This window comes from Phenylobacterium sp. 58.2.17 (genome assembly GCF_026411515.1).
Taxonomy (GTDB): domain Bacteria; phylum Pseudomonadota; class Alphaproteobacteria; order Caulobacterales; family Caulobacteraceae; genus Phenylobacterium.
Window position 1 is genome coordinate 13,618 of the sequence record NZ_JAPMTQ010000001.1, and the last position, 25,851, is coordinate 39,468.

General features: G+C 69.3%; 23 protein-coding genes and 1 tRNA gene. 9 read left to right on the forward strand and 15 right to left on the reverse strand.

All coding sequences use genetic code 11. The features are described from left to right. Positions 1–18 precede the first annotated feature (18 nt). The 3 genes from OUA97_RS00075 to OUA97_RS00085 form a co-directional block, all read right to left on the reverse strand. A complete protein-coding gene (locus OUA97_RS00075) occupies positions 19–375 on the reverse strand; it encodes a DUF6285 domain-containing protein (RefSeq protein WP_267229684.1) in 357 nt (118 codons plus the stop codon). Beyond that, positions 372–1,361 (reverse strand): phosphotransferase family protein, encoded by a 990-nt coding sequence (locus tag OUA97_RS00080; protein ID WP_267229685.1) that lies wholly within the window; start codon positions 1,359–1,361, stop codon positions 372–374. Before OUA97_RS00080 ends, OUA97_RS00075 begins: the two co-directional genes overlap by 4 nt. 75 nt (positions 1,362–1,436) lie before the next feature. Next, complete coding sequence (locus OUA97_RS00085; protein WP_267229686.1) at positions 1,437–1,991, reverse strand: hypothetical protein; 555 nt, start codon at positions 1,989–1,991, stop codon at positions 1,437–1,439. Positions 1,992–2,156: 165 nt separating this feature from the next. Here OUA97_RS00085 and OUA97_RS00090 point away from each other — a divergent pair, with 165 nt between their 5' ends. Further along, positions 2,157–3,455 carry an acyl-CoA dehydrogenase family protein gene (locus OUA97_RS00090; protein WP_267229687.1) on the forward strand — a complete coding sequence of 433 codons (1,299 nt, stop codon included), beginning with the start codon at positions 2,157–2,159 and terminating at the stop codon, positions 3,453–3,455. A 1-nt stretch (position 3,456) separates the two neighbouring features. On the opposite strand, the gene OUA97_RS00095 is transcribed toward OUA97_RS00090, so the two are convergent. Together OUA97_RS00095 and OUA97_RS00100 are read right to left on the reverse strand one after the other, a co-directional pair. Then, on the reverse strand, positions 3,457–4,569 hold the full coding sequence (locus OUA97_RS00095; RefSeq protein WP_267229688.1) for an FAD-dependent oxidoreductase: 1,113 nt from the start codon (positions 4,567–4,569) through the stop codon (positions 3,457–3,459). Positions 4,570–4,661: 92 nt separating this feature from the next. Then, a complete protein-coding gene (locus OUA97_RS00100; RefSeq protein WP_267229689.1) occupies positions 4,662–6,071 on the reverse strand; it encodes a UDP-N-acetylmuramate--L-alanine ligase in 1,410 nt (469 codons plus the stop codon). 280 nt (positions 6,072–6,351) lie between these two features. Here OUA97_RS00100 and OUA97_RS00105 point away from each other — a divergent pair. After that, a tRNA-Asn gene (locus OUA97_RS00105) sits at positions 6,352–6,427 on the forward strand. A 56-nt stretch (positions 6,428–6,483) separates the two neighbouring features. Here the strand turns inward: OUA97_RS00105 and OUA97_RS00110 are convergent. Then, positions 6,484–6,840, reverse strand: a complete 357-nt coding sequence (locus OUA97_RS00110; protein ID WP_267229690.1) for a hypothetical protein — start codon at positions 6,838–6,840, stop codon at positions 6,484–6,486. 234 nt (positions 6,841–7,074) lie between these two features. On the opposite strand from OUA97_RS00110, the gene OUA97_RS00115 reads away from it, so the two are divergent. Then, complete coding sequence (locus OUA97_RS00115; RefSeq protein WP_267229691.1) at positions 7,075–7,680, forward strand: peptidylprolyl isomerase; 606 nt, start codon at positions 7,075–7,077, stop codon at positions 7,678–7,680. Here OUA97_RS00115 and OUA97_RS00120 read toward each other — a convergent pair. Next, positions 7,677–9,359, reverse strand: a complete 1,683-nt coding sequence (locus tag OUA97_RS00120; RefSeq protein ID WP_267229692.1) for a hypothetical protein — start codon at positions 9,357–9,359, stop codon at positions 7,677–7,679. The genes OUA97_RS00115 and OUA97_RS00120 overlap by 4 nt on opposite strands. A 68-nt stretch (positions 9,360–9,427) precedes the next feature. Continuing rightward, the gene (locus OUA97_RS00125) at positions 9,428–10,846 is read right to left on the reverse strand and encodes a PLP-dependent aminotransferase family protein (protein WP_267229693.1); all 1,419 of its coding nucleotides are present in this window, start codon (positions 10,844–10,846) and stop codon (positions 9,428–9,430) included. 100 nt (positions 10,847–10,946) lie between these two features. Between OUA97_RS00125 and OUA97_RS00130 the strand changes: the two genes are divergently transcribed. Further along, positions 10,947–11,807, forward strand: coding sequence for a DMT family transporter (locus OUA97_RS00130; RefSeq protein ID WP_267229694.1), 861 nt, complete (start codon positions 10,947–10,949; stop codon positions 11,805–11,807). Positions 11,808–11,826: 19 nt separating this feature from the next. On the opposite strand, the gene efp is transcribed toward OUA97_RS00130, so the two are convergent. Then, positions 11,827–12,393: an elongation factor P gene (gene efp / locus OUA97_RS00135; RefSeq protein WP_267229695.1), complete on the reverse strand. Its 567-nt coding sequence runs from the start codon at positions 12,391–12,393 to the stop codon at positions 11,827–11,829. A gap of 147 nt (positions 12,394–12,540) precedes the next feature. Here efp and epmA point away from each other — a divergent pair, with 147 nt between their 5' ends. Genes epmA through OUA97_RS00150 form a run of 3 tightly spaced genes read left to right on the forward strand, consistent with a single transcriptional unit; the run spans position 12,541 to position 15,228 of the window. Then, on the forward strand, positions 12,541–13,593 hold the full coding sequence (gene epmA / locus OUA97_RS00140; protein ID WP_267229696.1) for an EF-P lysine aminoacylase EpmA: 1,053 nt from the start codon (positions 12,541–12,543) through the stop codon (positions 13,591–13,593). Between the two features lie 44 nt (positions 13,594–13,637). Further along, positions 13,638–14,672: a lysine-2,3-aminomutase-like protein gene (locus tag OUA97_RS00145; RefSeq protein WP_267229697.1), complete on the forward strand. Its 1,035-nt coding sequence runs from the start codon at positions 13,638–13,640 to the stop codon at positions 14,670–14,672. Positions 14,673–14,730: 58 nt separating this feature from the next. After that, entirely contained in the window at positions 14,731–15,228 is a 498-nt protein-coding gene (locus tag OUA97_RS00150) for a hypothetical protein (protein ID WP_267229698.1), read from the forward strand. Here OUA97_RS00150 and OUA97_RS00155 read toward each other — a convergent pair. From OUA97_RS00155 to OUA97_RS00165, 3 genes are all read right to left on the reverse strand, one after another. Next, positions 15,218–16,852, reverse strand: coding sequence for an NAD(P)/FAD-dependent oxidoreductase (locus OUA97_RS00155; protein WP_267229699.1), 1,635 nt, complete (start codon positions 16,850–16,852; stop codon positions 15,218–15,220). The two genes, OUA97_RS00150 and OUA97_RS00155, sit on opposite strands and share 11 nt — an antisense overlap. A 188-nt stretch (positions 16,853–17,040) precedes the next feature. Continuing rightward, complete coding sequence (locus tag OUA97_RS00160) at positions 17,041–17,826, reverse strand: SDR family NAD(P)-dependent oxidoreductase (protein ID WP_267229700.1); 786 nt, start codon at positions 17,824–17,826, stop codon at positions 17,041–17,043. Beyond that, complete coding sequence (locus tag OUA97_RS00165) at positions 17,823–18,263, reverse strand: VOC family protein (protein ID WP_267229701.1); 441 nt, start codon at positions 18,261–18,263, stop codon at positions 17,823–17,825. The genes OUA97_RS00160 and OUA97_RS00165 overlap by 4 nt, the downstream gene beginning before the upstream one ends. Before the next feature lie 252 nt (positions 18,264–18,515). Between OUA97_RS00165 and OUA97_RS00170 the strand changes: the two genes are divergently transcribed. Both OUA97_RS00170 and OUA97_RS00175 read left to right on the forward strand, forming a co-directional pair. Continuing rightward, on the forward strand, positions 18,516–19,577 hold the full coding sequence (locus tag OUA97_RS00170) for an efflux RND transporter periplasmic adaptor subunit (protein WP_267229702.1): 1,062 nt from the start codon (positions 18,516–18,518) through the stop codon (positions 19,575–19,577). A 30-nt stretch (positions 19,578–19,607) separates the two neighbouring features. Continuing rightward, positions 19,608–22,844 carry an efflux RND transporter permease subunit gene (locus OUA97_RS00175; RefSeq protein WP_267229703.1) on the forward strand — a complete coding sequence of 1,079 codons (3,237 nt, stop codon included), beginning with the start codon at positions 19,608–19,610 and terminating at the stop codon, positions 22,842–22,844. Between the two features lie 4 nt (positions 22,845–22,848). Here the strand turns inward: OUA97_RS00175 and OUA97_RS00180 are convergent, their stop codons facing one another. The 3 genes from OUA97_RS00180 to OUA97_RS00190 are packed head-to-tail and all read right to left on the reverse strand — an operon-like array spanning position 22,849 to position 25,673. Further along, positions 22,849–23,139, reverse strand: coding sequence for a hypothetical protein (locus OUA97_RS00180; RefSeq protein WP_267229704.1), 291 nt, complete (start codon positions 23,137–23,139; stop codon positions 22,849–22,851). A gap of 55 nt (positions 23,140–23,194) precedes the next feature. Then, on the reverse strand, positions 23,195–25,036 hold the full coding sequence (locus tag OUA97_RS00185) for an ABCB family ABC transporter ATP-binding protein/permease (RefSeq protein WP_267229705.1): 1,842 nt from the start codon (positions 25,034–25,036) through the stop codon (positions 23,195–23,197). Between the two features lie 7 nt (positions 25,037–25,043). Beyond that, on the reverse strand, positions 25,044–25,673 hold the full coding sequence (locus tag OUA97_RS00190; RefSeq protein ID WP_267229706.1) for a hypothetical protein: 630 nt from the start codon (positions 25,671–25,673) through the stop codon (positions 25,044–25,046). Positions 25,674–25,851: the final 178 nt, after the last annotated feature.

A 25,851-nucleotide genomic window follows, 5' to 3' on the forward strand; every position in this document is an offset into this window, starting at 1 on the left:
CAGGGTGGGAATCACCGCTCAGCCCGGCTCCGGCGCATAACTCGGCTGATCGATGGCGATCTGCTCGGTGATGTTCGCCCGCAGCGCCGCCAGCAGCCCCGGCGTGGCGGCGTCCATCTCGCCCGACCGCAGGCGGGCGCAGAGGTCGGCGTTCAGCTCCGCCAGCGAACCGGCGCGCCCCAGGAGCGCGCCGAGCCGCTCAACCGCCGCGGCCTCGGCCGCCGGCCCCTGCTGCAGTTCGCGGCGCACGACGCCCAGGGCGTTGGCGGCCACCCGGGCCAGGAAGGCGTCGCGCGGAGCGAGCTGGGGGCGGACGCTGTCGATCCAGCGGGCCACGGCTTCGACCAGTTCCTCGGCTTTCGGATGTTCGATCACAGGCCGTTCTCCAGTAGGGTCACCAGGTCGATCTCGGTCTCGGACACCCGGCGGCCGATCATCGGGCGCTCGACCGAGCTTTCGGCGCCGTTGGCGTAGCTGGCGTACATCATCAGGCACATGACGCCCCACTTCAGCGAGCCCAGCGCCTGCCAGTAGAGCACCCGGGACAGCGGGATCTCCGGCCCGCCGCCGTCGACATAGCCGGCCAGCAGGTCCCCGTAGGCGCCGAAACCGCCGACCGGCAGGTCGGCGCGGCCGAAGCGCCAGGAATTGACGCAGATCCAGCCCAGGTCCTCGGCCGGGTCGCCGCAGTGCGACAGCTCCCAGTCGAGCACCGCGCTCACCCCGCGCTCAGGATCGATCATCAGATTGCCGTTCCGGAAGTCGCCGTGCAGCAGCACCGGCTCGCGCGGCGGCGGGGCGATTTTCTTCAGGTGCTGGAAGGCCAGCTCCAGGATCGGCCGCTCGGCTCCGGACTTGCGGTAGACCTCCTCGTAGCGGGCCAGCTCCTCCAGGGCGTCGACGGTCTTCAGCCCGGGCGGCGGCGGCGCGGCGTGGATCTGCGCGAGAATCTCGCCGCACTGGCGAGCGAGCTTGGGGCGCACCGCCTCGAAGCGGGGGTCCGAGACGATCTTGCGGCCCAGGGTCTCGCCGGCGACGCGACGGGTGATGTGCGCCTCGCCCAGGCCGTCGGCGGGGCGGGCCAGATGGACCAGCTGCGCCACCGGGGCCCCGGCCGCGTGCGCGGCGGTGATCAGCGCCGCCTCGGTGGCCAGCGACACCGAGCGCCCCTCCTCCGGCGCCATCGGCGCGGTGCGGCGGCGCAGGACCAGCTCGTCGCGCCCGCCCGGGCCGACCAGCACGAAGGCCCAGGTCTCCATGCTGGCGCCGCCCGAGAGGCGCTGCAGGCCCTCGACGCTCGCCCCCTCGCCGGCGAGTTCCGGCGCCAGCCGTTGCAGCCCTTCCAGCACCTGATCGGACATCCGCCGCGCAGCCTCCCTTGGCCTTTTGCGCGATCAGGGCGGGGTTTTGCGCGGCTGTAAACGGCTCTCGCCGCGTCAACCGCCGCTGAAAGTCCAATTCACCCCGCCGGCGGCCGTGAGGTTGAGAGCGCCGCCGGAGAGCCGGTAGCCGTAGCTCTCGCTGGCCGGGGCCTTGGCGCCGCGCGAGGCCTTGGCGGGGTCGCAGCTGTCGCGCGAACTCTGAACGCCGCCGGTGACGTCGAACACCAGGCGGTCGCCCTCAGCGCGGACCCGGCCGGTTTTCTCTTCGCTGATCAGCAGCTTGCAGCCGGCGTTTTGCGCCGAGGCCGGGCGGCTCTTGTCGATCCTCCAGGTGAAGGCGCCGTCGGGGCGGATCACCAGCGACATCGAGCGCTGGGTGCGCATCGGCACGAACTCGCTCTGCAGGGTCGTGGTGGTCGCATTGCCGCCGTAGCCGCTCATGCCGAGGACCATGCCGGTGGCCGACATGCTGGGGGCGATCTTGAGCTTGGGAACCAAGGTCAGTTCCTGGCCGTCGGACTTCTGGGACCAGGACCCGGCCGGAACGCCGGCGAGGGCCGGCGCGGCGAGGCAGAGCGACGCCAACGCGCCGAGCAGGATGAGACGCATGCGGACCTCCGGATGGGACTTGGGGTCCGGCTAACAGCCTCCGCCCTGCCATACGCGGCGCCTGCGACCGGTCGCGCCGGACGGTCGACGGATCGATCAAATCCCCCTGACCCGGCGGAAGCGCGGACCTGGGTTAGGCTGCTTCGCAAAACAGGGAGAGACGCGATGGATTTCAGCCTGCCGCCCGAACTGGCCGCCTATCTGGACGAGCTGGACGCCTTCATCGAGGCCAAGATCAAGCCGCTGGAGAACCAGGACGACAACATCCGGTTCTTCGACCATCGCCGCGAGTACGAGCGCACCGACTGGGACGCCGGCGGCCTGCCGAAGAAGGAGTGGGAGGAGTTGCTGGCCAAGGCCCGCAAGCTGGCCGACGAGGCCGGACACCTGCGCTATGCCTGGCCCAAGGAGATGGGCGGCCAGGCCGGCACCAACCTCGACATGGCGGTGATCCGCGAGCATCTGGCGGCCAAGGGACTGGGCCTGCACAACGACCTGCAGAACGAGCACTCGATCGTCGGCAACAACCCTTTCATCCTGATGTTCAAGGAGTTCGCGACGAACGCTCAGTACGAGCGCGACGCGGACAAACTGCTCAGCGGCGGGATGCGGACGATCTTCGGCCTGACCGAGCCGAACCACGGCTCGGACGCGACCTTCATGGAAACCCGCGCCGTGCGCCAGGACCGCGACGGCCAGCCCGGCTGGTTGATCAACGGCGAAAAAATGTGGTCGACGGGCATGCATGTGGCCACTCACTGCATGGTGTTCGCGCGCACCAGCGGCCAGGACGGCGACGCCACGGGGATCACCTGCTTCATCGTGCCGGCCGACACCCCCGGGGTGAAGGTCGAGGAGTGGCTGTGGACCTTCAACATGCCGACCGACCACCCGAGGGTCAGCTTCACCGACGTGTGGATCCCCGAGGACAGCTACTGGGGCCAGATCGACCGCGGCCTGGGCCTCGGCCAATCGTTCGTGCACCAGAACCGCATCCGCCAGGCGGCCTCGTCGCTGGGCGCGGCGGTCTACTGCATAGAGGAAAGCGTCAAGTACGCCCGCGCCCGTAAGCCGTTCGGCAAGGCCCTGGCCGAGAACCAGGCCATCCAGTGGCCCCTGGTCGAGCTTGCCACCCAGGCCGAGATGCTGCGCCTGCTGATCCGCAAGACCGCCTGGGACATGGACCGCATGCCGCACAAGGAGGTCGAGAAGCAGCTCTCCGACAAGGTGTCGATGTGCAACTACTGGGCTAACCGACTGGTCTGCGAGGCCGCCGACCGCGCGATGCAGGTGCATGGCGGCATCGGCTATTCGCGCCACAAGCCGTTCGAGCACATCTATCGCCACCACCGCCGCTATCGGATCACCGAGGGCAGCGAGGAGATCCAGATGCGCAAGGTCGCCGCCTTCCTGTTCGGCTACCTCGGCCCGCGCCGGGCGCAGTTCAAGGAGGCGGCCGAGTAGCTCAAGCCTTGAGCTTGGCGAACATCGCCTTGTGGTCCGCGAGGATTCGCTTGGTGAGTTCGCCGTCGGGCTCGGTCGACCAGTCGCCGCGGTCGAACGAGCCGCCGAGGATGATCCCGTCGCGGCGCGGGAACATGTAGGCGCGGCCCGACATCAGGTTGTAGGTCACCTCCGGCTGGGGCAGCAGCACGACAAGCTGCCCGCGGGCCGGGGTGATCTCCTTGTCGCCGAACAGTTCGCCGGCCCCCAGGCCCGTGCAGTTGAAGACCACCGGCTCGGCCAGGGCCTGGACGTCGGCGGGCGTCTTCAGGTCGCGCACGACGATCTTGCCGCCGGCGGTCAGCACATCCTCCATCATCGCCTGCAGGTAGATCGGCGGCTCGACCATCATGCCGTCCCAGTACTGCAGGCTGAGGGCGCCGAACGGATGCTCGCCGGCAGGCGCGCGCTTCAGTTCGGGCGCGACCTCGGCCAGGCGACCGAACAGATCGGTGGAGCCGAAGCGATCCTCATCGACCACGTAGTTGCGGGTCCAGCGAACGCCGTACTCCGGCCCCGAGAGCTGCTGGAAGTGGCGGTAGGACAGCTTTGAGGCGGTCACCAGCTGGTCGAGGAACTGGGGCGTGGCGACCTTGCTGTCGTAGACCGAAGCCGGCCACCACTGCCCGCCGGCGATGTTTGAGGTCGTCTCCGGCGGCAGGGCCCTGGCGTAGATGGTCACCCGCCCGCCGCGGCGCTGGATCAGCCGCGCCGTCGCCAGCCCCACCGCCCCGCAACCGAGCACCGCATAATCCCGCTCGGGCCCGGCGAAGCCGAGATCGACCGCCATATGCGAGGTCCCCCAGGACAGGGTGATCCCTCCCCCGCCGTGACCGTAGTTGTGCACCAGGGTCTTGCGGCCGAACGGCTCGGCCCTGACCACGAAGCCGCCGGGGCGAAACGGCCGCAGGCCGGCGACGACGCGGATCACCCGGTCTTCGGAGACATGCACCGGCGCCAGTCGGAGCGGGCCCGCCGGCTGCAGCGGGTCGGAAAAGCCGCTGGTCCCGGTGGTCGTACAGCCGGCCAAGGCGCCGGCGCCCAGCATCAGACCGAAGTTCCGCCGTGTATGCATGCGCCCCTCTCCTCAAAGCAGGCAGCCTGCACCGAGCGGCGCTCCCCTCCAACCGTAAGATGGATGCCTGCAACGGACGATTGCAGGGCGCCTCAGGCGTAGGCAGGCGCGCCGTAGAGACGGTCGAACAGGGCTGGCAGGCTGTCGGGCAGGCCCAGCAGCGGCCCTGAGGACAGCAGCAGCACGACCTCGTCGCCGCGCAGATGCGACAGCGCCTCGGTCGCGGCCTCGGCGTCGGCGACGCCTTTGACCGCGATGCCGGTCGCCTGCGCGCGGGCCAGGATCTCTTCGAAGGTCGACTGGTGGTGGCTGCCGGCGCCGTGCACCGGCGGCGGACAGATCAGCACCCGCGAGGCCCCGTCGAACACCGTGTCGTACCACGGCAGGGCGTCACGGCTGCGCCAGCTGAAGGTATGCGGCTCGAACACCACGACCAGCGGGCGGTCCGGATAGTGCAGCCGCATGGCGTCGATGGCCGAATGCGCCTTTTCATAGGAGCTGCCGAAGCCCTCGATCACCGGAATGCGCGAGGTGGTGGTCAGGCGGTCCAGGCGGCGGCGGATGCCGGCGAAGCTGGCCACGCCCGCGGCCAGCGCCGCCTCAGTGACCAGGCCGCGCTCGAGCAGGTAGGCCGCGACGCCGACCACGTTCTCAACGTTGTGGGCGCCGAGCAGCTGGGTGGTCAGCGCGAGCGTCCGACCACCGGGCCCGATGAGATCGAAGGTGGTGGTTTCGCCAAACGCCACATTGGCCGCGTACCAGCCGTCGCAGGGGCTGGTGTCGTACCAGACGACGCGCGCGGCGCTCTCGCCGGCCACGGCCCGCGTCGCCGGATGCTCACGCATTACGGCCAGCCCATCGCTGGGGAGCCTGCGCAGCAGGGTTCGGAAAGGCGCCTCGTACGCCTCGAAGGTCGGGAAGACGTTGACATGGTCATGGACCAGCGAGGTCAGCAGCAGGTGGTTCGGGTGATAGAGCTCGAACTTGGAGCGCGTGTCCGCCGACGAGACGATGTACTCGTCACCCTCCAGCACGACCTCGCCCGCGCCCCACTGGCCGGTCGCCGGCAGCGAGGGGGAGATGGCGCCGACCATCCAGCCGGGACTCGCCCCGGCTTGGTGCAGCACGTGCGCCATGAGGGCCGTACAGGTGGACTTGCCGAACGATCCGGCGACCACGGTGACCGCCCGATCGCGAGTCGCCTCGCCCAGCATCTCGGCGAAGGTGGTGACCCGCACGCCGCGGGCGCGGGCGGCGACCACCTCGGGATTGGTCTCGGCGCCGAGCTTGGCGCTGGTTCCCAGAACCAGCACGTCGAGGTCGTCCGGAAGGTTGGCCGCGTCGAATCGGCGGTGGAACGGAAAGCCCAGCCCCTCGACATAGGTCGACATCGGCGGAAAGACGTCTTCGTCCGATCCGGAGATCTCGTGGCCCGCGTCGCGCATCATCAGGGCCACGGCGCTCATGCCCGCCCCAGCTATGCCGGTGAAATGGATACGCATTTCCGCCCTAGATCTCACGATTTCGCCCCTGGTAGCGGCGAGCGCGCAGCCCGTCGAGAGGTCGCGGCGTCGCGCCTGCCCATTGGCGGCCATGAGCGTTAATCGCCACTTAACCATCAAAGCGGGACCATGACGGCGTCTTCCTTGAAGACACCCCACCATCACCGAACTTCGTTTCAAGCCCGGCTCCGGCCGGGCTCTTTTTTTGCTCTGTGGACAAAGTCGATTTGAGCGCTTGCACACCCGGCCCGTGCTGGGTATATCGCCGCCTCCAACGTGATCCCCGATAGCTCAGTTGGTAGAGCAGTCGGCTGTTAACCGACTTGTCGCAGGTTCGAGTCCTGCTCGGGGAGCCACTTGGATTTCAGGCGCAGAGCCGCCCTCCCCCACAAATCTCAAAACACCGGATGGTTCAGCCGCCCGCGCGCCGCAGCAGCGCCGCCAGCAGCACCAGAGCCGGCACGGCTCCCACCGCCCGCACCTGGCCCATCGTCACGATGAAGCGCGTCGCCCGCCGTTTCACCCCCTCGGGCGACGGATCGATCGACCACGCCGCACCGCGAGGCAGCAACCGGCCCGCCAGGGCCTTCGCGTGTCGGTAGTCACCGAGCAGGGCGAGGTTCAAGGAGACCTGATCAGCCGAATCCAGCGCCAGCAGGCCAGCCAAACGCCCAGCCAAGAGAACCGCCTCGCTCCTGAGCAGCGGTTTGGCTACGCCTTCCAGGTAACCAGCAAGGCTCAGGGCGTCATCTGGTCCCTCTTCACGCATAACTCGAAATCCAACTACGCAAACATGACAACCGATCGCCGGCACGGTCGACACAATGCCTGACGACAACGGCGATATGCATTTCAAGCGTGACAATTTTGATTGTCATCGTCGAACACGCCCGCGGAACGTCGTCCTGAACATTTGCCAATATTGTCGGCAAACGCCCGTGACGGCCGCATTGGCCGTGCGAACGACCGACGCTAAGCTGCACGCTGAACCGGGAGCCAGGCGATGAAGCGACGTGTGTTTCTAGGGGCGATGGCCGCGCTGGCGGCCGCGCCGGCCGCCGCCCAGCCGGCCGCGGGACCGGTGAAGGTGCGCCTGGACACCGCGGACGGCCCCATCGTGCTGGAGCTCTATCCGGACAAGGCGCCGATAACGGCGGGCAACTTCCTGCGCTATGTCGACGAGAAGCGCTTCGACGGCGCGACCTTCTATCGGGCGTCCAAGGTTCCCAACGCCGCCGAATACGGCCTGGTGCAGGGCGGCGTGCAGAACGATCCCAAGCGCGTGCTGAAACCGATCGCCCACGAGCCGACCACCAAGACCGGCCTGTCGCACATCGACGGCGCGATCTCGATGGGCCGCACCAGCCCAGGCACCGCCACCTCGGACTTCTTCATCTGCGTCGGCGACATGACCTATATGGACGCCGATCCCAAGCAACCGGGCGACAACCTCGGCTTCGCCACCTTCGGCAAGGTGGTCGAGGGCATGGACACGGTGAAGCAGATCCTAGCCGCCCCCACCTCCCCCACCGCCGGTGAAGGGGTGATGAAAGGCGAGATGCTGGCCAAGCCGGTGAAGATCATCACCGCGCGGCGGGTGGCTCCCTAGACCGAGACCATCCACTCGCCCGTGAGATTGGCGTCCGAGCGCCCCACCAGAATGATCTGACCGCCGCCGCCCAGGCTGATCACGACATCCCCGTCGACGTTCGCTACGGCATAGGCGCCGCCCCCGCCGATCGCGACGCGATCGCCCTCGGCGCGGTTGAAGTCGAGGATCCGGTCGATCCCCGCGCCATCGAATGCGTAGAAGGTGTCAGCGCCGCTGCCGCCGCTGAGCGTATCGTCGCCCCGATCGCCGGAGAGGAAATCCGCCCCCGCCCCGCCGGAGAGCGAGTCGTCGTCCTGGCCGCCGAGCATCGTGTCAGCGTCGTCGCCCCCAAGGAGCAGGTCGCGCCCCATGTTTCCGTAGATGAGATCGTTCCCGGCCTGGCCGTAGAGTCTGTCGTCGTGCTGGCCGCCGACCACCCAATCATCGCCCTGGCCTCCGAAGAGCACGTCGGCCCCCATGTTGCCATGCATGTCGTCGGCCCCGTCGTCGCCCGACAGGCTGTCGTCTCCGGCCTCTCCCCGAAGGAAGTCGTTCCCCGAACCGCCAAGGATCGTGTCGGCGCCGTCCCCGGCCAGGATGCGATCCACGCCGCCGGCGCCGGAGAGCGAATTGGCCGCCGCATTTCCGATGATGGTGTCGGCCCCCTTGCCGGCGGCGACGTCCTCGATGGTCGTGCTGTACGCGATCCCCAGGTTGTCGCGGCCGGTGTAGAGAATGCCGTGGGCCTCGGCGTTATCGTAGGTTCCCGCGATCCGGTCGGCGAAATTCGGAAGTCTCGCCGTCCAGAAGGCCTGCTGGGCCTCGCGCGTATAGATCGCGATGCTGCTGTAGGCGCCGGGGGTCAGATCTATGAACGACGGCCGGCTGTGCGCCGAGAGGTCGATCCGATCGACGCCGCCGGCATCGTAGATCGAGGTCAGGAACGGGACGCTCTCGTCCCAGCTATAGACGTCGGCGCCCGCCGCCGTCGCCGGGTTGGCGCCGTAGAGCGACTGCAACGCCAGCATGTCGAACACCATCGGCTGATCGACGAGCAGGCTCTCTCCGCGGGTCAGCAGGCCATCGCCGTACCAATAGAAGCTGTAGGTCTCGACATCCTTGGCGAGCGTGTAGGACATCACCGAGTAGCGGGTGGAATCGAGCTGCGCCGGCAACAGCGACGCGCCTTCAAAGGGGTGATCCAGCCCCAGCGCATGGCCGAGCTCATGCAGCACGGTAGGCATGACGCGCTCGCCCTTCACGAAGTCCCACCCCACCTTGAGGGAGGTCTCCGCGTAGTCGACGTTGATCCAAATGTCCCCGTGCCCGGGCTCGGCGGCCTGGCCGATAGCGGGCGGCGGCGTCGCGTATCCGCCCCACGGATCGGCATCAACGAACGCAACGCGGATATCGCCAGGCTGCATCACGTCGTCGGTTTCCCGGAGCGGCGTAGCGATCAGGCGCTCGTAGCTCGCGACGAACGACCGAAAGACGTCGGCCTGGCCATCGGTCAGGAACCCGAAGCCCGGCCGCCAGGGCTCATTGCCCCAATACTCCTTCCAATCGCTGCCCAGATCCGGATAGCCCGGCCAGGTGCTCGACGGTCCAGGAATGCTGAAGGTGATGACCGGGCCAGACCACTTCGCGTTGTCGAAGAGCATCCAATCGAGAACTTGCTGGACGGTCGGGCTGGCCATGCTTTCCTTCACAACAGGGGCGAGCAATTACGCACGGACGCCATCATTAGTAGCGATGCCGACGAAGCTCAACCCAATGGCGGCGTCGCCATCGGCGGCGCGCCCCGCGCCGACCGCATCGCCAAGTCGAGCACCTCGTAGATGCGTCGGTCGCCTGACTGGGCGGCGTTGAAGCGCAGGTGGTCGCGCCAGCCGCGCGAGGCGCTGAACGCCTCGCCCGGGGCCAGCACGACGCCGTGGGCCAGGGCGTGCTGGGCGACCGCGCCGCCGTCCAGCCCGTCCGGCAGCCTCATCCAGAGGAAGATTCCCGCGGCCGGCTCGATCCAGGGCGTGAGCCCCAGCGGCCGTAGGCGCGCCAGGGTCTCGCCGCGCGCGCGGGCCAGGCGCTCGCGCAGGGCGGCGAGGTAGCGGCGATAGGCGCCGTCGGCGAGGATCGCATGCGTCAGGTCCGCCGCCAGCCCGCCCCCGCCGAACGAGGTCGCCACCTTGAGGTCGATCAGGCCCTCGATCCACTCCGCGCGGGCGGCGACGAAGCCGCAGCGCCCGGCCGCCGACAGGGTCTTGGAGAAGCTGCCGATCACCACCACCCGCTCCAGGCCGTCGAACGCCGCCAGGCGCGGCGAGGCCTCGGTCTCCAGGTCGGCATAGACGTCGTCCTCGACGATCAGGAGGTCGTGCCGCTCGGCGAGCTTGAGCAGGCGATGGGCGGTCACCGCCGACAGCGTGCCGCCCGTCGGATTCTGCGGGCCCGAATTGGTGATGTAGAGCCGCGGCCGGCGGGCGGTCAGCAGCTGCTCGAACTGTTCGAGGTCCGGGCCGGCCTGGGTCCAGGGCACGCCCGTCACCTCGACCCGATGCGCGCGCAGCAGGGCGTGGAAATTGAAATAGCAGGGATCATCGACCAGGACGGTGTCGCCCGGCTCCAGCAGAAATCGACAGACCAGGTCCAGCGCCTGGACGCCGGACTCGGTCAGCATGACCTGGCCGGGCGGCGCCTCCAGCCCGTAGGCGGCGAGTCGGCGCGACAGGTGCTGGCGCATGGCCGGCGCGCCGAGCGGCGGGCTGTAGTCGGTCAGGTTGGCCTGTCGGCTGCGCGCCAGCCCCCGCAGGGCCCGGCGCACCGCCTCGTCGGGCATCCAGTCACCGGGCAGCCAGCCGCACCCCGGCTTGAGCGCCCCGGGAGGCGCCTCCAGCGACTGGCGCGACACCCATAGCGGATCAATCGAGCGATCGAGCTGCGGCGCCAGCTCAGCCAGGGCCAGCGGCGGCGCGCGGCCGGCCACATAGAAGCCCGAGCCGCGCCGGGCCTGCAGGACGCCCTCGGCCGCCAGCCGGTCGTAGGCCTCGACCACCGTCGACTTGGCGACGCCGCTCGCCGCGGCCAGGGCGCGGATCGACGGCGCCTTGGCGCCAGGCTGCAGGGTTCGCGCCGCGATCCGCTCGCGAATGCCGCCCATCACCGCCTCGACCCGACCGCCGCGCGCCATCTGTCCCGCCAAATATCCAGTACAGTTTTGCCAAACTGTATCTCACCGTACCTGTCGAGGCGAGCACCGAGACCCTAGTCCTGCGCCCCTGGAGGCGACCATGGACGACAAGACGAGAGGCTGGATCGACGGGCTGCTGGGCGTGGCGATCTTTTCCGGATCGCTGCCCGCGACCCGCGTGGCGGTTGCCGAGATCGACCCGCTGTTCCTGACGGCGGCGCGGGCGGTGATCGCCGGAGTCCTGGCGCTGGGCTTGCTGAGCGTCATGCGTGCGCCGCGACCGGCGCGGCGCGATCTCGCGGCCCTGGCGCTCGTGGCGGCCGGGGTGGTGGCGGGCTTCCCGCTGCTGACCGCGATCGCCCTGCGCGAGATCACGGCGGCGCACTCGATCGTGTTCATCGGGCTGCTGCCCATGGCCACGGCGCTGTTCGCGGTGGTCCGCGCCGGCGAACACCCGAGCCGGTCGTTCTGGGCCTTTGCAGGCCTTGGGGCGGCGCTGGTGGCCGTCTTCGCTCTCACCCGCGGCGCGGAAGGCTCGCTGAGCGGCGACCTCCTGATGGTCGCGGCGGTCGCGGTCTGCGGCCTCGGTTATGCCGAGGGCGGGCGTCTGTCGCGCACCCTGGGCGGCTGGCAGGTGATCTGCTGGGCGCTGGTCATCGCCCTGCCCGCCATGGCCGCGCTGGGGCTGGCGACGTGGCCGACCGACCTGGCGCAGGTCAGCGCGCGCGGTTGGACGGGCCTGGCCTACGTCTCGCTGTTCAGCATGCTGATCGGATTTGTCTTCTGGTACCGCGGCCTGGCGCTGGGCGGGGTGGCGGCGGTGGGCCAACTGCAGCTGCTGCAGCCGCTGATGGGCCTGGGCCTGGCGGCCTGGCTGCTGGGCGAGCCGGTCGGCTGGTCCATGGCGGCTGTAACCGCCGGGGTCGTGCTGTGCGTGGCGGGGGCCAAGCGCTTCGCCTGATCCCCGCCGCGCGGAAGTCTTAGTCCTTGGCGCGTTCCGAGTAGGTCCAGTCCTCGGTGAGGATGACCACGCGGGTGCCGGCGGCGATGTACGGCGGCACCATGATGCGCTCGCCGTTGGTCAGAATGGCCGGCTTGTAGGACGAAGAGGCGGTCTGGCCCTTCACCGACGGCTCGGTCTCGGCGATTTCGAAGATGACGGTGCGCGGCAGCTCCATGGCGATCGGAACGCCTTCGTGCACCGACAGAACGACCGTCAGGCCGTCGGTCAGCCAAGGGGCGTTCTCGCCGACGGTTTCTTCCGACACCACGACCTGATCGTAGGTCTCGGGCTGCATGAAGTGGTAGCCCTCGCCGTCCTGGTAGAGGAAGTTGTAGTTGCGGTCGTCGACGAAGGCGCGCTCGACCTGCTCGGTCGTGCGCCAACGCTCGGACACCTTCACGCCGTCGGCGATGCGGCGCATGTTGAGCTGGGTGACGGGGGTCCCCTTACCGGGGTGGATGTTTTCGGCGGTCAGGACGACATAGAGCTTGCCGTCCATGTCGACGACGGCGCCTTTCCTGAGCGAGCTGGCAGCGACCTTCACGTAAGTTCGTCCTCAAGCCTATTTTGGAGGGGCCGCCATCGACCCCCGCGCGATTCCGCCGAGCGGCGGTCTTGCCGCGCACCTATACGATGAAGGCGAAATTCGCCAGTCATGATCGAAATGGCCGCATAGAGGACGCCCGCGCCGATGACTTCTCAATCGCCCTGGTGGCGGGCCGACATCCACCAGGACCGCCGGCCGTTCCTGCTGGCGCGGGGCGCGATCACCCGAGCCGCCCGCCGATGGTTCGAGGACCGCGGCTTCACCGAGGTCGAGGGCGCGGCGCTGCAGGTCTCGCCCGGCAACGAAGCCCACCTGCACGCCTTCGCCACGGAGATCATCGGCAATTCGGGCGAGACCGCGCCGCTCTACCTGCACACCTCGCCGGAGTTCGCCTGCAAGAAGCTGCTGGCCGCGGGCGAGACGAGGATATTCGACTTCGCCCGGGTCTGGCGCAACCGCGAGCGCGGGCCGCTGCATCACCCTGAATTCACCCTGCTGGAGTGGTACCGCACAGGCGAGCCCTACGAGCAGCTGATGGCCGACTGCGCCGACCTGCTGCGGCTGGCGGCCGAGACGGCGGGGGCCAAGACCTTCTCCTATCGACAGCTATCCAGCGACCCCTTCCAGGAACCCGAACGGTTGAGCCTGCAGGAGGCGTTTCAGCGGCACGCCGGCGTCGACCTGCTGGCCACCGTGGCCGTCGACGGCGAAACCGACCGAGACGGTTTGGCCGCGGCCGCGACCCGGGCGGGCGTGCGGATCGCCGACGACGATGTCTGGGCCGACATCTATTCGAAGGTGCTGGTCGAGAAGGTCGAACCGAACCTGGGCATGGGCCGCCCGACTATCCTCTGCGAGTACCCGATCAGCGAGGCGGCCCTGGCCCGGCCCAAGGCGTCCGACCCGCGCGTGGCCGAGCGCTTTGAGCTCTATGCCTGCGGGGTCGAGCTGGCCAACGCGTTCGGCGAACTGACCGATCCGGTCGAGCAGCGCCGGCGGTTCCAGGCCGAGATGGACGAAAAGGCCCGCGTCTACGGCGAACGCTATCCGATCGACGAGGATTTCCTGGCCGCCCTGCCGCACATGCCGAGCGCCTGCGGTTCGGCGCTCGGCTTCGACCGGCTGGTGATGCTGGCGACCGGCGCGGCCCGCATCGAGCAGGTGGTGTGGACGCCGGTGGCCGACGTCGCGCGCTAGGCCGCATTTGCCCCCAGGCCCTCCATGAGCCATATGCGCGCGGGATGAGCACGCTTCGCAAACCGGGCGACCTGGTCGCCGCCGGGCTGGCGCCGCCGGAGCGGCTGCCGGAGCTTGAGCGCGTGGCCGCCCGCTATGCGCTGGCGATCACCCCGGACATGGCCGAACTCATCGATCCGGCCGACCCGGCCGACCCGATCGCCCGCCAGCTGATGCCGGACGCGGCCGAGCTGAACGCAACGCCCGAGGAGGACGCCGATCCGATCGGCGACTTCGCCCACAGTCCGGTCGAGGGGATCGTCCACCGCTATCGCGACCGCGTGCTGCTGAAGCCGACCCACACCTGCGCGGTCTACTGCCGGTTCTGCTTCCGGCGCGAAATGGTCGGGCCCGAAGGGCTGTCGAACCTGACCGCCGCCCAGCTCGACGCGGCGTTCGCCTATATCGCCGAGCGGCCGGAGATCTGGGAGGTCATCGTCACCGGCGGCGACCCGTTCGTACTGTCGCCACGGCGGCTGGCCGACATCTCGGCGCGGCTTGCGGCCATCGAACACGTGAAGGTCGTGCGCTATCACACCCGCGTGCCGGTCGTGGATCCGGGCGCCGTCACCGACGAGCTGGTCGCGGCGATCAAGTGCGAGGGCAAGGCGGTCTATGTCGCCCTGCACGCCAATCATTCGCGCGAACTGACCCCCGCCGCCCGCGCCGCCTGCGCCAGGATCATCGACGCCGGCCTGCCGATGCTGAGCCAGACCGTGCTGCTGAAAGGCGTCAACGACGACCCCGAGACGCTGGGCGCGCTGATGCGCGGCTTCGTCGAGAACCGGATCAGGCCCTATTACCTGCACCAGGGCGACCTGGCGCCGGGCACCAGCCACCAGCGAACCAGCATCGCGGAGGGCCGCGCCGTGATGCGGGCCCTGCGCGGGCGTTTCTCCGGCCTCTGCCAGCCGACCTACGTGCTCGACATCCCCGGCGGCCACGGCAAGGTCCCGGTCGGCCCGAACTATGTCGGCGAGACCAGCGTCGAGGATCCGAACGGGGTCATCCACGCCTACCCCCCGAAGCGCCACGATTGAGCGAACACCGATCCTGAACTAGCGTCCCCTGCCCAAGGCTGGTCGGGGAACGCAACACGTGGCTTCGAAACGCTCGATCCTGACGGCCATCGTCGGCGGCGGCGTGATCGCCGCGACGCTCGACATCGGCGCGGCCATGCTGATCAGCGGCGCCGGTCTGACGACCATCCTGCAGTTCATCGCCAGCGGCCTGATCGGCAAGGCTGCGTTCGGCGGCGGGACCGCCACCGCAGTCCTGGGCGCGGCGCTACAGGAAGCGATGGGGTTGATCATCGCCGCGGTCTTCGTATCGGCCAGCCTGGCCGCGCCGGTGCTGCGCCGGGCCTGGATCGCCGCCGGTCTGGCCTACGGCGTCGTCATCTACGGGGTCATGAACTACGTGGTCATGCCGCTGTCGGCGGTGGGCAGGGTTCCGACATTCAGCCCCGAGGGCCTGATCAAGAACGGTCTGGCCATGCTTGCCTTCGGCCTGATCATCGCCTGGTTCGCCCAGCGGGGCCTGCAGGACGACGCGCCTACAGGTCGCCGGCGAGACGCGGCCCGGATCAAGCCGTAGCGGCTGGCCGACCGTCCACAATGTTCCTTGCCAACGCCTCGGCGACCTTGATGCCGTCGATGGAGGCCGAGAGGATGCCGCCGGCGTAGCCCGCGCCCTCGCCCGCCGGGTACAGGCCCACGGTGTTGAGGCTCTGGAAGTCCTTGCCGCGGGTGATGCGGACCGGCGAGGAGGTGCGGGTCTCCACGCCCGTCAGCACCGCGTCGGCGTGGTCGAAGCCGGGGATCTGGCGGGCGAAGGCCGGCAGCGCCTCGCGGATCGCGGCGATGGCGAAGTCCGGCAGGCAGGTCGACAGATCGGTCGGGGTGACGCCGGGGCGGTAGGATGGAACCACCTCGCCGAGGCTCGTTGACGGCTTGCCGGCCAGGAAGTCGCCGACCCGCTGGGCGGGCGCGGCATAGGTTTCGCCGCCGGCCACGAAGGCCTGGGATTCCCAGTGACGCTGGAGTTCGATCCCGGCCAGCGGATGGCCTGGATAGTCGCGTTCGGGCTCGATGCCGACGACGATGCCGGCGTTGGCGTTGCGCTCGTTGCGGGAATACTGGCTCATGCCGTTGGTGACGACGCGGCCCGGCTCGGAGGTCGCGGCCACCACCGTGCCGCCCGGGCACATGCAGAAGCTGTAGACGGTCCGTCCGTTCGAACAGTGATGCGAGAGGCTATAGGCCGCAGCCCCCAGGTCCTTGTGCCCGGCATTGGTCCCGAACCGGGCGCGGTCGATCCAGGACTGCGGGTGCTCGATGCGGAAGCCGAGCGAGAACGGTTTGGCCTCGATGTGGACGCCGCGGTCGTAGAGCGCGTGGAAGGTGTCGCGGGCGCTGTGGCCGAGCGCCAACACGACGTGGTCGGCCTCGATGTAGCCCCCGCCCTGCAGGTGCAGGCCGACGAGCCGGCGCTGGCCGCCCTCCAGGGCGATGTCGAAGTCCTCGACCTTGTGCTCGAAGCGGTATTCGCCGCCGAGCGCCTCGACCTTCTCGCGCATGGCCTCGACCATGGTCACCAGCCGGAAGGTGCCGACGTGGGGGTGGGCCTCGGTCAGGATCTCGGGCGGGGCGCCGGCGGCGACGAACTCGGTCAGCACCTTGCGACTGAGGAAGCGCGGATCCTTGATCTGGCTGTAGAGCTTGCCGTCGGAGAAGGTGCCGGCGCCGCCCTCGCCGAACTGGACGTTGGATTCGGGATGCAGCTTGCTGCGCCGCCAGAGGTCCCAGGTGTCCTTGGTGCGCTCACGCACGACCTTGCCGCGATCGACGATGATCGGCTTGAAGCCCATCTCGGCCAGGATCAGGCCGGCGAACAGGCCGCAGGGGCCGGCCCCGATCACCACCGGACGCCTGGCCAGGTTCGCCGGCGCCTGGGCGACGTGGCGATAGGCCATGTCCGGCGTCGGCTGGACGTTGCGATCGCCGGCGTGGCGAGCGAGCACGGCCGCCTCGTCCTGCACCACGACGTCGACCGTGTAGACCATCAGGATCGCCGACTTGCGCCGCGCGTCGTTGGCGCGGCGGAAGATCTCGAACGAGACGAGCTCGGATTCGGGGCCGGCCAGCTTGGCCAGCACGGCGGCGCGCAGGTCCTCTTCCGGGTGGCCGAGGGGCAGCTTGATTTCGGTCAGTCGCAGCATTTGGGGGCTTTTAGCCGGTCTAGGGAGGGAGGGAAGCGCGGGGATGTCTATCGATGTCATTCCGGCTTCAACGAGCTGAAGGCCGGGATCCATGAACATTTGACTTGGAACGCCTCGCTCCGCCCGACGCGTCGGCGCGAATGGGTCCCGGACAAGCCCTGCGGGATTTCCGGGATGACACTCGGTCTCTAGTCCGCGACCGGCACCGTGTAATTCAAGGCCAGCCGGCCGCCGTCGGGATAGATGGTCTGACCGGTGATGTAGGAGCTGTCGTCGCTGGCCAGGAAGACGGCGACGCGGCCGATCTCGTCGACCTCGCCGAAGCGGCCGAGCGGCGTGCGCTGCAGCACCCGGCGGCGAGCCTCGTCGTCCTGCATCACCCCTTTCAGGATGTCGGTGACGATGGTGCCCGGCCCGATCGCGTTCACCCGCACGCCATGCGGCGCCAGGCCCAGGGCCATGGCCTTGGTCAACTGCGCCAAGCCGCCCTTGGAGGCGACGTAGGCGATCTGGTTGGGGATCGCGAGCACTGCGTTGATAGAGGACATGTTGATGATCGAGCCCCTGATCTTGGCGTCGACCATGTGGCGGGCCACGGTCTGGCCGACCACGAACGGGGCGCGCAGGTTCACCGCCATCACCCGGTCGAAGTCCTCCAGCTCGGCGTCGAGGATGTCGCCGGCGACCAGCATGCCGGCGTTGTTGACCAGCACGTCGATCTTGCCCAGCAGCGCCGCGGCCCGGATCACCGCCATGCGCGCGGCCTCGGCGTCGGCGAGATCACAGGCCAGGGCATGGACCTGACGGCCGCTGGCGCGGGCCAGGTCCTGCGCCGCCGCCACGACCCGCGCCTCGTCGAGGTCGAGCAGCACGAGATCGCACCCCTCGGCGGCGAAGGCCCGGGCGCAGCCCAGGCCGATGCCCCCGGCCGCGCCGGTGACGAGCGCCGAGCGCCCGGAAAGGCGGCCGCTCACCACGCCCCCGTGTTCGGCATCGAGGCCCAGGGTTCGGCCGGCTCCTTGCGCGGGCCGGCCTGCAGCAGCTCGATCGAAATGCCGTCGGGGGAGCGCACGAAGGCCATGTGACCGTCGCGCGGCGGGCGGTTGATGGTCACCCCGCCGTCGGCGAGGCGCTGGCAGGTCGCGTAGATGTCGTCGACGGCATAGGCCAGATGGCCGAAGTTGCGACCGCCCTGATAGTCCTCCGGATCCCAGTTGTAGGTCAGCTCGACCATCGGGGCCTTGGCGGCCAGGGCCGCCTCGCGGTCGGCGGGGGCGCAGAGGAACACCAGGGTGAATCGTCCCCCCTGGTTCTCGGTGCGGGAGACTTCGACCAAGCCCAGCTTGTTGCAGTAGAAGTCCAGAGAAGCGTCGAGGTCGGTCACCCGAACCATGGTGTGCAGGTATTTCACGGCGGCGTACTTTCCTTGCAGGCGGCGGATATTGGAGCGCCCGCGGCGTTAAAGAGCAAGCAAGGCCATGCTGCAATCATGCGGCGCCTGGGGCACATTATCGGTCCTTTGTGTCGTCTGTCCGCGAATTCATTTGCAGTCGCAGAACAGCGGCATCAGAAGACGCTAAAACCTATTTTCTGCGGCCCGGGCGTACGACTGCGATTCCAAGAGCGGTCGCGACTTCGTTGCTGCCCGGGGGGAAACGGCTGAATGCGAGTCAAGTCACAGTACCTGTTTGTGATCGCCGTCGTGGCCGTGCTGGTCCTGGCGTTCGCCATCGGCACCATCGCCAGCCGGGCGAGCAAGTCTGGAAAGGCCGAGGCCAAGACCGCCGACGCCTTGCCCACAGTGCAGGCGGTGCTGACCCCGGAAGCGACTCATGAATACGCCGTGGCGATCCGCGGCCGCACCGAGGCGGCGCGCAGCGTCGTGGTGCGTTCGGAAACGGCCGGCGTCGTCGCCGCCACCCCGGCGGTCGAAGGCTCGTTCGTACGCAAGGGCACGGTGCTGTGCCGGCTGAACGTCGACGCCCGCCAGGCGACGCTGGACCAGGCCCGCGCCAACCTGCGCTCGCGCCAGTTGCAGCAGAAGGCGTCGGCCGAGCTGGCGGCCAAGGGCTATCGCTCGCAGACCCAGGTGCTGCAGGACCAGGCCAACCTGGACAGCGCCGCGGCCACGGTCCGCCAGGCCGAGCTGGGCGTCGAGCAGATGAGCATCCGCGCCCCGTTCGACGGCGTGTTCGACAAGCGCGACGCCGAGGTCGGCGCCTATCTGGCGCCAGGCCAGCCCTGCGGCACGATGATCGAGCTCAACCCGCTGCTGATCGTCGGCGACCTGCCCGAGACCGAGGCTTCGAAGGTCAAGCTCGGCTCGAGCGCCAGCGCCCAGCTGACCTCCGGCGAGACCCTGGCCGGCAAGGTCCGCTACGCCGCGCGCGAGGCCGACGCGCAGACCCGCACCTATCGCATCGAAATCACCACCGCGAACCCGCAGATGACCCGTTCGGGCCTGTCGGCGGCGGTGCGGATCAACGCCGGGTCGGGCCCGGCGCACCTGGTGCCGCTGTCCTCGCTGGTGCTGGACGCGGGCGGGCGCCAGGGCGTGCGCTACGTGCTGGCCGACGACAAAGTCGCCTTCGCGCCGATCAAGGTGCTGGAGGAGACGGCGCAGGGCATCTGGGTGACCGGCCTCAAGGGCCCGGTTCGAGTGATCACGGTCGGCCAATCGTACGTGGCCGAAGGTCAAAAGGTTCGAGTGGCTGCGGCGCGCTAGGCGCGCCCCTGCTCATCAGGAGACGAGGCTATGATCGGACCTCTGATCGATGGCGCGATCAAACGGCGCAAGGTGGTGCTGGCCGTCACCCTGATCGCCAGCCTGTTCGGGTTCTTCGCGTACCTGTCGATGCCGCGGGAATCCAACCCGAACATCGACTTCCCTTTCCTCACCGTGGTGGTGCCCTACCCCGGCGTCAGTCCCGAGGACGCCGAGCGGCTGCTCGTGCGGCCGCTGGAGACCGAGCTGCAGACGATCGAGGGCGTCAAGGAGATGAACGCGGTCGCCCGCCAGAGCATGGCGATCGTAAACCTCGAGTTCGAGGCCGACTTCGACAAGGACAAGGCGCTGGGCGAGGTCCGCGCCAAGGTCGACCTGGCCCGCGGCAAGTTCCCGCCGGACGCCGAGGAGCCGATCATCGAGGAGGCCAACGCTTCCGGCGAGCCGATCATCGGCATCGTGCTGTCGGGCGCGGCCCCGGAACGCACCCTGTTCCACATCTCGCGCAATCTGCAGGACCGGCTGGAAAGCACCCCCGGGGTGCTGGAGGTCTATCTGAACGGCGGCCGCGAGGAGCTGCTGGAAGTCACCATCGACCCGGTGCGCATGGAGGCGGCCAACGTCTCGCCGGGTGAGCTGGCGCAGGTGATCGGCCGCAACAACCAGCTGGTCCCGGCCGGCAACCTGGAGTCCGGCGCCGGCAAGTTCGCGGTCAAGGTCCCCGGGGTGGTCAACCAGCCGGCCGACATCCTGGCCCTGCCGATCAAGAAGAACGGCGACCGGCTGATCACGGTCGGCGACATCGGCGACGTGCGGCGGACCTTCAAGGAAGCCAACTACATCACCCGCTTCAACGGCCAGCCGGCCTTCTCCGTGGATGTGGCCAAGCGGTCGGGGGCCAACGTCCTCGACACCGTCAAGGAAGTCCGCAAGGTCGTCGCCGAGGAGCAGAAGCGTTGGCCGGAGACGGTCAAGGTCTCGTACATCTTCGATGAAAGCGACTTCATCGGCCGCACCCTGGTGGTGCTGGAGAGCGGCCTGCTGATCGCCACCATCCTGGTCATGCTGATCATCGTGGCGACGCTGGGCATCCGCCAGGGGCTGATGGTCGGCGCGGCGATCCCGGCCTGCTTCATGCTGGCCTTCCTGATGCTCAACGCCACCGGCGTGACCCTGAACCAGATGGTGATGTTCGGGCTGGTGCTGGCGGTCGGCATCCTGGTCGACGGCGGCATCGTGGTGGTCGAGTACGCCGACCGGAAGATGGCCGAGGGCATGTCCAAGGAGGAAGCCTTCGCCGCGGCCGGCAAGCGGATGTTCTGGCCGGTGCTGAACGGCACCCTGACGACGCTCTGCGCCTTCCTGCCGTTCCTGTTCTGGAACTCGATCCCCGGCAAGTTCATGAGCTTCCTGCCCATGACCCTGTTCTATGTGCTGGGCGCGTCGATCTTCATCGCCCTGATCTTCACCCCGGCCCTGGGCTCGATCTTCGGACGCAAGGCGGCGGTGGACGAGGCGCACCTGGCCGAGATCGAGAAATCCGAACGGGGCGACCCGCGCGAGATGACCGGCTTCATGGGCTGGTACGCGCGCACCATCGACAGCCTGGGCCATCACCCGACCACGACCATGTTCGCAACCCTGGCGGTCATCGTGGTGGTGGTCATCGCCTTCCGCGCCGAGAACAAGCCGACCGAGTTCTTCCTGCAGCAGGACCCGGAATACGTGGCCGTCTACGTCAAGGCGCGGGGCAACCTGTCGCCGCAGGCCCAGGACGTCATCGTGCGCCAGGTCGAAAGCCGGCTGATCGGGCTCAAGGGCATCAACTCGATTTTCGTGCGATCGGGCACGGCGAGCCCCGGCGGCGGGCCGAATTCGATCCCCAACGACACCATCGGCCGCATCAACGTGGACTTCGTCGATTACGAGGACCGGCTGGAGCTGGGCCTTGTCGGCAAGGACATCGCCAACGAGGTTCGCAAGCGCGTGGCCGGCATTCCCGGCGTCGAGGTCGAGGTGCGCGAGCCGCAGGGCGGCCCGCCGGTCGGCAAGGACGTGCAGGTCGAGCTGCGCAGCCAGGACCCGGCGGCGCTCAACAAGGCGGCCGACATCGTCAAGGCCAAGCTGGCCGCAGACCGGCAGCTGCACGAGTTGGAGGACAACCGCACATCGCCCGGGATCGAGTGGAACATGACCGTCGACCGGGAGGCCGCCGGCCGCTACGGGGTCGACGTGCTGACCGTCGGGCAGGCGATCCAATTCGTGACCGGCGGGGTCCTGGTCGGGCGATTCCGCCCCGACGACGCCGATGACGAGCTGGACATCCGCGTCCGCTTCCCGCCCGAAGGCCGCAACGTCGCGGCCTTTGACACCCTGAAGATCCCGACCCAGTTCGGGCCGGTGCCGGCCAGCTATTTCATCAAGCTCGCCCCGGCCCAGCAGGTGACGACGATCCAGCGCCGCGACGGCCAGCGGTTGGCGGTCATCCAGGCCAACGCCATCGAGGGGGTTGCGGCCAGCCACAAGATCGCCGAGCTGCGCCCCTGGCTGGAGAAGGCCAACCTCGACCCCAACGTGCGCTGGAAGTTCACCGGCGCCGACGAGGAAGGCCAGGAGGCGGCGCGGTTCTTCGTCGCCGCCATGGCGGTCTCGCTGTTCCTGATGGGCGTCATCCTGCTCTGGCAGTTCAACTCGTTCTACGGCGTGCTGGTGACGCTGTCGGCGGTGGCGCTGTCGACCGTCGGCGTGCTGCTGGGCGTGGTCGTGAACATCGCCCACACCTTCGACTACATCTCGGTGATCATGCTGGGGACCGGGGTCGTGGCGCTGGCCGGGGTCGTGGTCGGCCACAACATCGTGCTGGTCGACACCTACTACCAGCTGCGCCGCGCCGGCTTCCCGGCCGACGAGGCGGCGGTGCGCGCGGCCACCCAGCGGTTCCGGCCGGTCATGCTGACCACGCTGGTGACGGTGGTCGGCCTGCTGCCGCTGATGTTCCAACTGCACCCGAACTTCCACGGCCTGCACCTGGAGTACAAGGCGCCCGGCTCGGAGTGGTGGGTGCAGCTGTCCGGAGCAGTGGTCTGGGGCCTGTCCTTCGCCACCCTGCTGACGCTGATCCTGACGCCGGTGATGCTGGCCGCCCCGAAGGTCTATGGCCGGCGGTTCGGCTGGCTGGGAGAGCGGCTGGGCCTGCGCCGGCGCAAGCGGCGCAGCGACGAGATCGTCGCCAGCGGCGAGAGCGAGATCGCCAAGGCCGCCGAATAGGCTCTCAGACCTCGCGCGCCAGCCGCCGACGGTTGGCGCGCACCCGGCGGCGATAGAGCGCCATGGCCTTGGTCGCCCCGGCGTGCGGCGAACCGCTCATGGCTCCGAGCGCGAGTTCGGTCTGCGCCGCCATCGCAGCCGAGACCTTCTCGGCCACCATGCGCTGGGCCTCGGCCGCCGCCCCCGTCCCGCCGCCGGCCAGCTTCATCATGCGCAGCGCCACCACCTGGCTGGACTCGGCCCCGAGCCAGAAGGCGTCGATCGACAGCTTCAGCCAGGGATTGGGATTGAACATCGGCGCGCCTTCGGAGACTTGAGCGCCAGAGCCTAGACCCAGTCTACAGCCGGCGTCACGCCTCGCGGGTCTGGCGACGCCAAAGAGCCGCATACTCGCCGCCCTTTTCGAGCAGTTCGGCATGGCGGCCGCGTTCGACGATGCGGCCGCGGCGCAGCACCAGGATCAGGTCGGCGTCGACGATGGTCGACAGGCGGTGGGCGATGACCAGGGTGGTGCGGCCGGCGCGGACCTTGCGCAGGGTCTCCTGGATCGCCGCCTCGGTCGGGCCGTCCAGCGCGCTGGTGGCCTCGTCGAGGATCAACAGGCGTGGATCGGCCAGCAGGGCGCGGGCGATGCCGACGCGCTGACGCTCGCCGCCGGACAGCTTCAGGCCGCGCTCGCCGACCCGTGTGGCCAAGCCGTTCGGCAGGCTGTCGATGAAGCCGCCCAGTTCGGCCGCCTCGGCGGCGGCCCGGATCTCGGCCGTGCTGGCGGCGGGCCGCGCAAAGGCGATGTTGGCGGCCATGGTGTCGTTGAACAGCGCCACGTCCTGCGGCACCAGGGCGATCGCCTGGCGCAGCGAGCTCTGCCGAACCTGGCGCAGGTCGACGCCGTCGAGGGTGATGGCGCCGCTCTGTGGATCGATCAGCCGCAGGGCCAGGCGGATGGCGGTGGTCTTGCCCGCCCCGGACGGCCCGACCAGGGCCACCGTCGCGCCGGGTGCGGCGCGGAAGCTGACGTCGATCAGGCCGGTCGAGCGGGCGTCATGGCGGAACTCGACGTCCTCGAACACGATCTCGGCCCCGCGGCCGCTGGCCGGCGGCAGAGGCCGGGCGTCAGGGGCGTCGACGATGTCGGGCTTCACCGCCCGCAACTGGACCATCTGCTCCATGTCGATGAAGGCCTGACGGATCTCGCGGTAGTTGAAGCCCAGCATGTTGAGCGGGCCGTAGATGCCGATCAGCAGCAGGATCGCCATGGTCACGTCGCCGATCCGCATGCGGCCGTTCATGACCTCGTAGCCAGCCATCACCGTCATCAGCGCCAGGCCGAGGTTCAGGACCAGGGCCTGCACCGCGTTGAGCATGGCCAGCGAGGCGTTGGCCCGCACCCCGGCGCGGACATAGTCGGCCATCGCCGCTTCGTAGCGGTCGACGGTGCGGTCCTCGGAGCCGAAGGTCTTGACCGTCTCGTAATTCAACAGGGCGTCCACCGAGAGGCCGGCGCTGCGGCTGTCGGCCTCGTTCAGCTCGCGCCGATGGCTCAGCCGCCAGTCGGTGATCTTGAAGGTGAGCATCGCGTAGAGGACGATGGTGACGAAGGCGGTCGCGGCGAAACGCCAATCCAGGCGCATGGCCATCACCGCCATAGCCAGCACCAGCTCGATCGCCGTCGGGCCGAGATTGAACACCACGCTGCGCATCAGGAAGTCGGTGGAGCGGGCGCCGCGGTCGATGACCCGCGCCAGGCTGCCGGTCTGCTTGCCCTGGTGATAGTCGAGCCCGAGCGCCAGGGTATGGGCGAAGGTCTCGGTAGCGGCCTTGGCCATGGTCGACTGGGCGACCACGGTGAAGATCATGTCGCGCAGGTTCGGCGCGCAGGCCGCGACCAACCGTAAGCCCGCAAACGCCAGGGCCAGCAGCAGAAAGTCCACGCCAAGCTGGGCGGCCTGGCCGGCGCCCGGCGCCAGGCGGTTGATCGCATCGCCCAGGGCCACCGGCGCGGCCACCCCGGCCGCCTTGCCCGCGAACACCAGGGCCAGGGACGCGGCCACGCGCCAGCGCAGGCCGGGCGCGCCCGACCTCATGACCAGGGCGGCCAGGTCACGCATCGAGCGCCAGAAGTCGAATTTCACCGACGCCGGGGCGATGGCGTCGGGAACCGCCTGACGGCGGGCGGCCATGGCGGGGGTCATCGGCGGCTCACTTCAGCAGGATGGTCGATTGGACCCCGCCGCCCGGGGTCATCCAGTCGACGCGAAGGCCCCCGGCCACGGCGGCGGCCCGGAACGGCCCACTGGCCAGCGCCGGCGCGGGAGTCGCATCGACCTCCACCGGGTTCTCGGTGGCGTCGCCGAAGACGTCGATCTGCCGGCGGCCCGGCTCCAGCGGCTGGGTCAGGGCCAGGACATAGCGGCCGCGGCCGTCGGCCCGCCCTTCGGCGAACTTGCGGCCGTCGATGTGGACGCTGAGCGCCGCGCCGGCCGGGGCGCGGCCCGACACCACCGCCCCGCCCTCGCGATCGAAGTCGACGGCGTCGAGGTCGTTCTTGCCGGTACGGCCGACACGCAAGGCGCCGGTCCCGGCCCGCAGCAGCGCCGCCTCTCCGTCGGGGGTCAGCAGCAGATAGCCCTCGCTCTGCACCGTGCGCCCGCCGCCGGTCGCCGACAGGCCGTAGATCTGGGGCTGGGTCCCGCGCGGCGCCGCCAGGCGCCAGACGCCCTTTGAGTCGGCGTCGGCGAACAGGGCCTGGCCCTGCGGCGTCGCCAGACGCACCCGCGAAGAGCCCGGGGCCGAGCCGCTGATCCGCAGGCTGTCGCCGTCGAGCCGCACCTCGTTGACCTGCGGCGGCGCCAGATAGCCGACGTCAGCCTGGGCCGGCGCCCCCTTGGCGGCCGGCGCAACGCTGGGCGCAGGGTCCTGGCCGCAGGCGGCCAGACCGAGGGCGAGCGCCGCCAGCAGCGGCGGATGAAGCGGGACTCGGCGCAGCTTGAAACTCCCTGGTTCTCGG

What these genes read in the sequence shown, in the direction of transcription:
- OUA97_RS00180 (WP_267229704.1), bottom strand. Translation starts at nt 23,139, where the DNA reads ATGTTCAATCCCAATCCCTGGCTGAAGCTGTCGATCGACGCCTTCTGG.
- OUA97_RS00090 (WP_267229687.1), top strand. Translation starts at nt 2,157, where the DNA reads ATGGATTTCAGCCTGCCGCCCGAACTGGCCGCCTATCTGGACGAGCTG.
- OUA97_RS00125 (WP_267229693.1), bottom strand. Translation starts at nt 10,846, where the DNA reads ATGGCGCGCGGCGGTCGGGTCGAGGCGGTGATGGGCGGCATTCGCGAG.
- OUA97_RS00110 (WP_267229690.1), bottom strand. Translation starts at nt 6,840, where the DNA reads ATGCGTGAAGAGGGACCAGATGACGCCCTGAGCCTTGCTGGTTACCTG.
- OUA97_RS00080 (WP_267229685.1), bottom strand. Translation starts at nt 1,361, where the DNA reads ATGTCCGATCAGGTGCTGGAAGGGCTGCAACGGCTGGCGCCGGAACTC.
- OUA97_RS00120 (WP_267229692.1), bottom strand. Translation starts at nt 9,359, where the DNA reads ATGGCCAGCCCGACCGTCCAGCAAGTTCTCGATTGGATGCTCTTCGAC.
- OUA97_RS00100 (WP_267229689.1), bottom strand. Translation starts at nt 6,071, where the DNA reads ATGCGTATCCATTTCACCGGCATAGCTGGGGCGGGCATGAGCGCCGTG.
- OUA97_RS00175 (WP_267229703.1), top strand. Translation starts at nt 19,608, where the DNA reads ATGATCGGACCTCTGATCGATGGCGCGATCAAACGGCGCAAGGTGGTG.
- OUA97_RS00185 (WP_267229705.1), bottom strand. Translation starts at nt 25,036, where the DNA reads ATGACCCCCGCCATGGCCGCCCGCCGTCAGGCGGTTCCCGACGCCATC.
- epmA (WP_267229696.1), top strand. Translation starts at nt 12,541, where the DNA reads ATGACTTCTCAATCGCCCTGGTGGCGGGCCGACATCCACCAGGACCGC.
- OUA97_RS00145 (WP_267229697.1), top strand. Translation starts at nt 13,638, where the DNA reads ATGAGCACGCTTCGCAAACCGGGCGACCTGGTCGCCGCCGGGCTGGCG.
- OUA97_RS00170 (WP_267229702.1), top strand. Translation starts at nt 18,516, where the DNA reads ATGCGAGTCAAGTCACAGTACCTGTTTGTGATCGCCGTCGTGGCCGTG.
- OUA97_RS00155 (WP_267229699.1), bottom strand. Translation starts at nt 16,852, where the DNA reads ATGCTGCGACTGACCGAAATCAAGCTGCCCCTCGGCCACCCGGAAGAG.
- OUA97_RS00095 (WP_267229688.1), bottom strand. Translation starts at nt 4,569, where the DNA reads ATGCATACACGGCGGAACTTCGGTCTGATGCTGGGCGCCGGCGCCTTG.
- OUA97_RS00115 (WP_267229691.1), top strand. Translation starts at nt 7,075, where the DNA reads ATGAAGCGACGTGTGTTTCTAGGGGCGATGGCCGCGCTGGCGGCCGCG.
- OUA97_RS00085 (WP_267229686.1), bottom strand. Translation starts at nt 1,991, where the DNA reads ATGCGTCTCATCCTGCTCGGCGCGTTGGCGTCGCTCTGCCTCGCCGCG.
- OUA97_RS00130 (WP_267229694.1), top strand. Translation starts at nt 10,947, where the DNA reads ATGGACGACAAGACGAGAGGCTGGATCGACGGGCTGCTGGGCGTGGCG.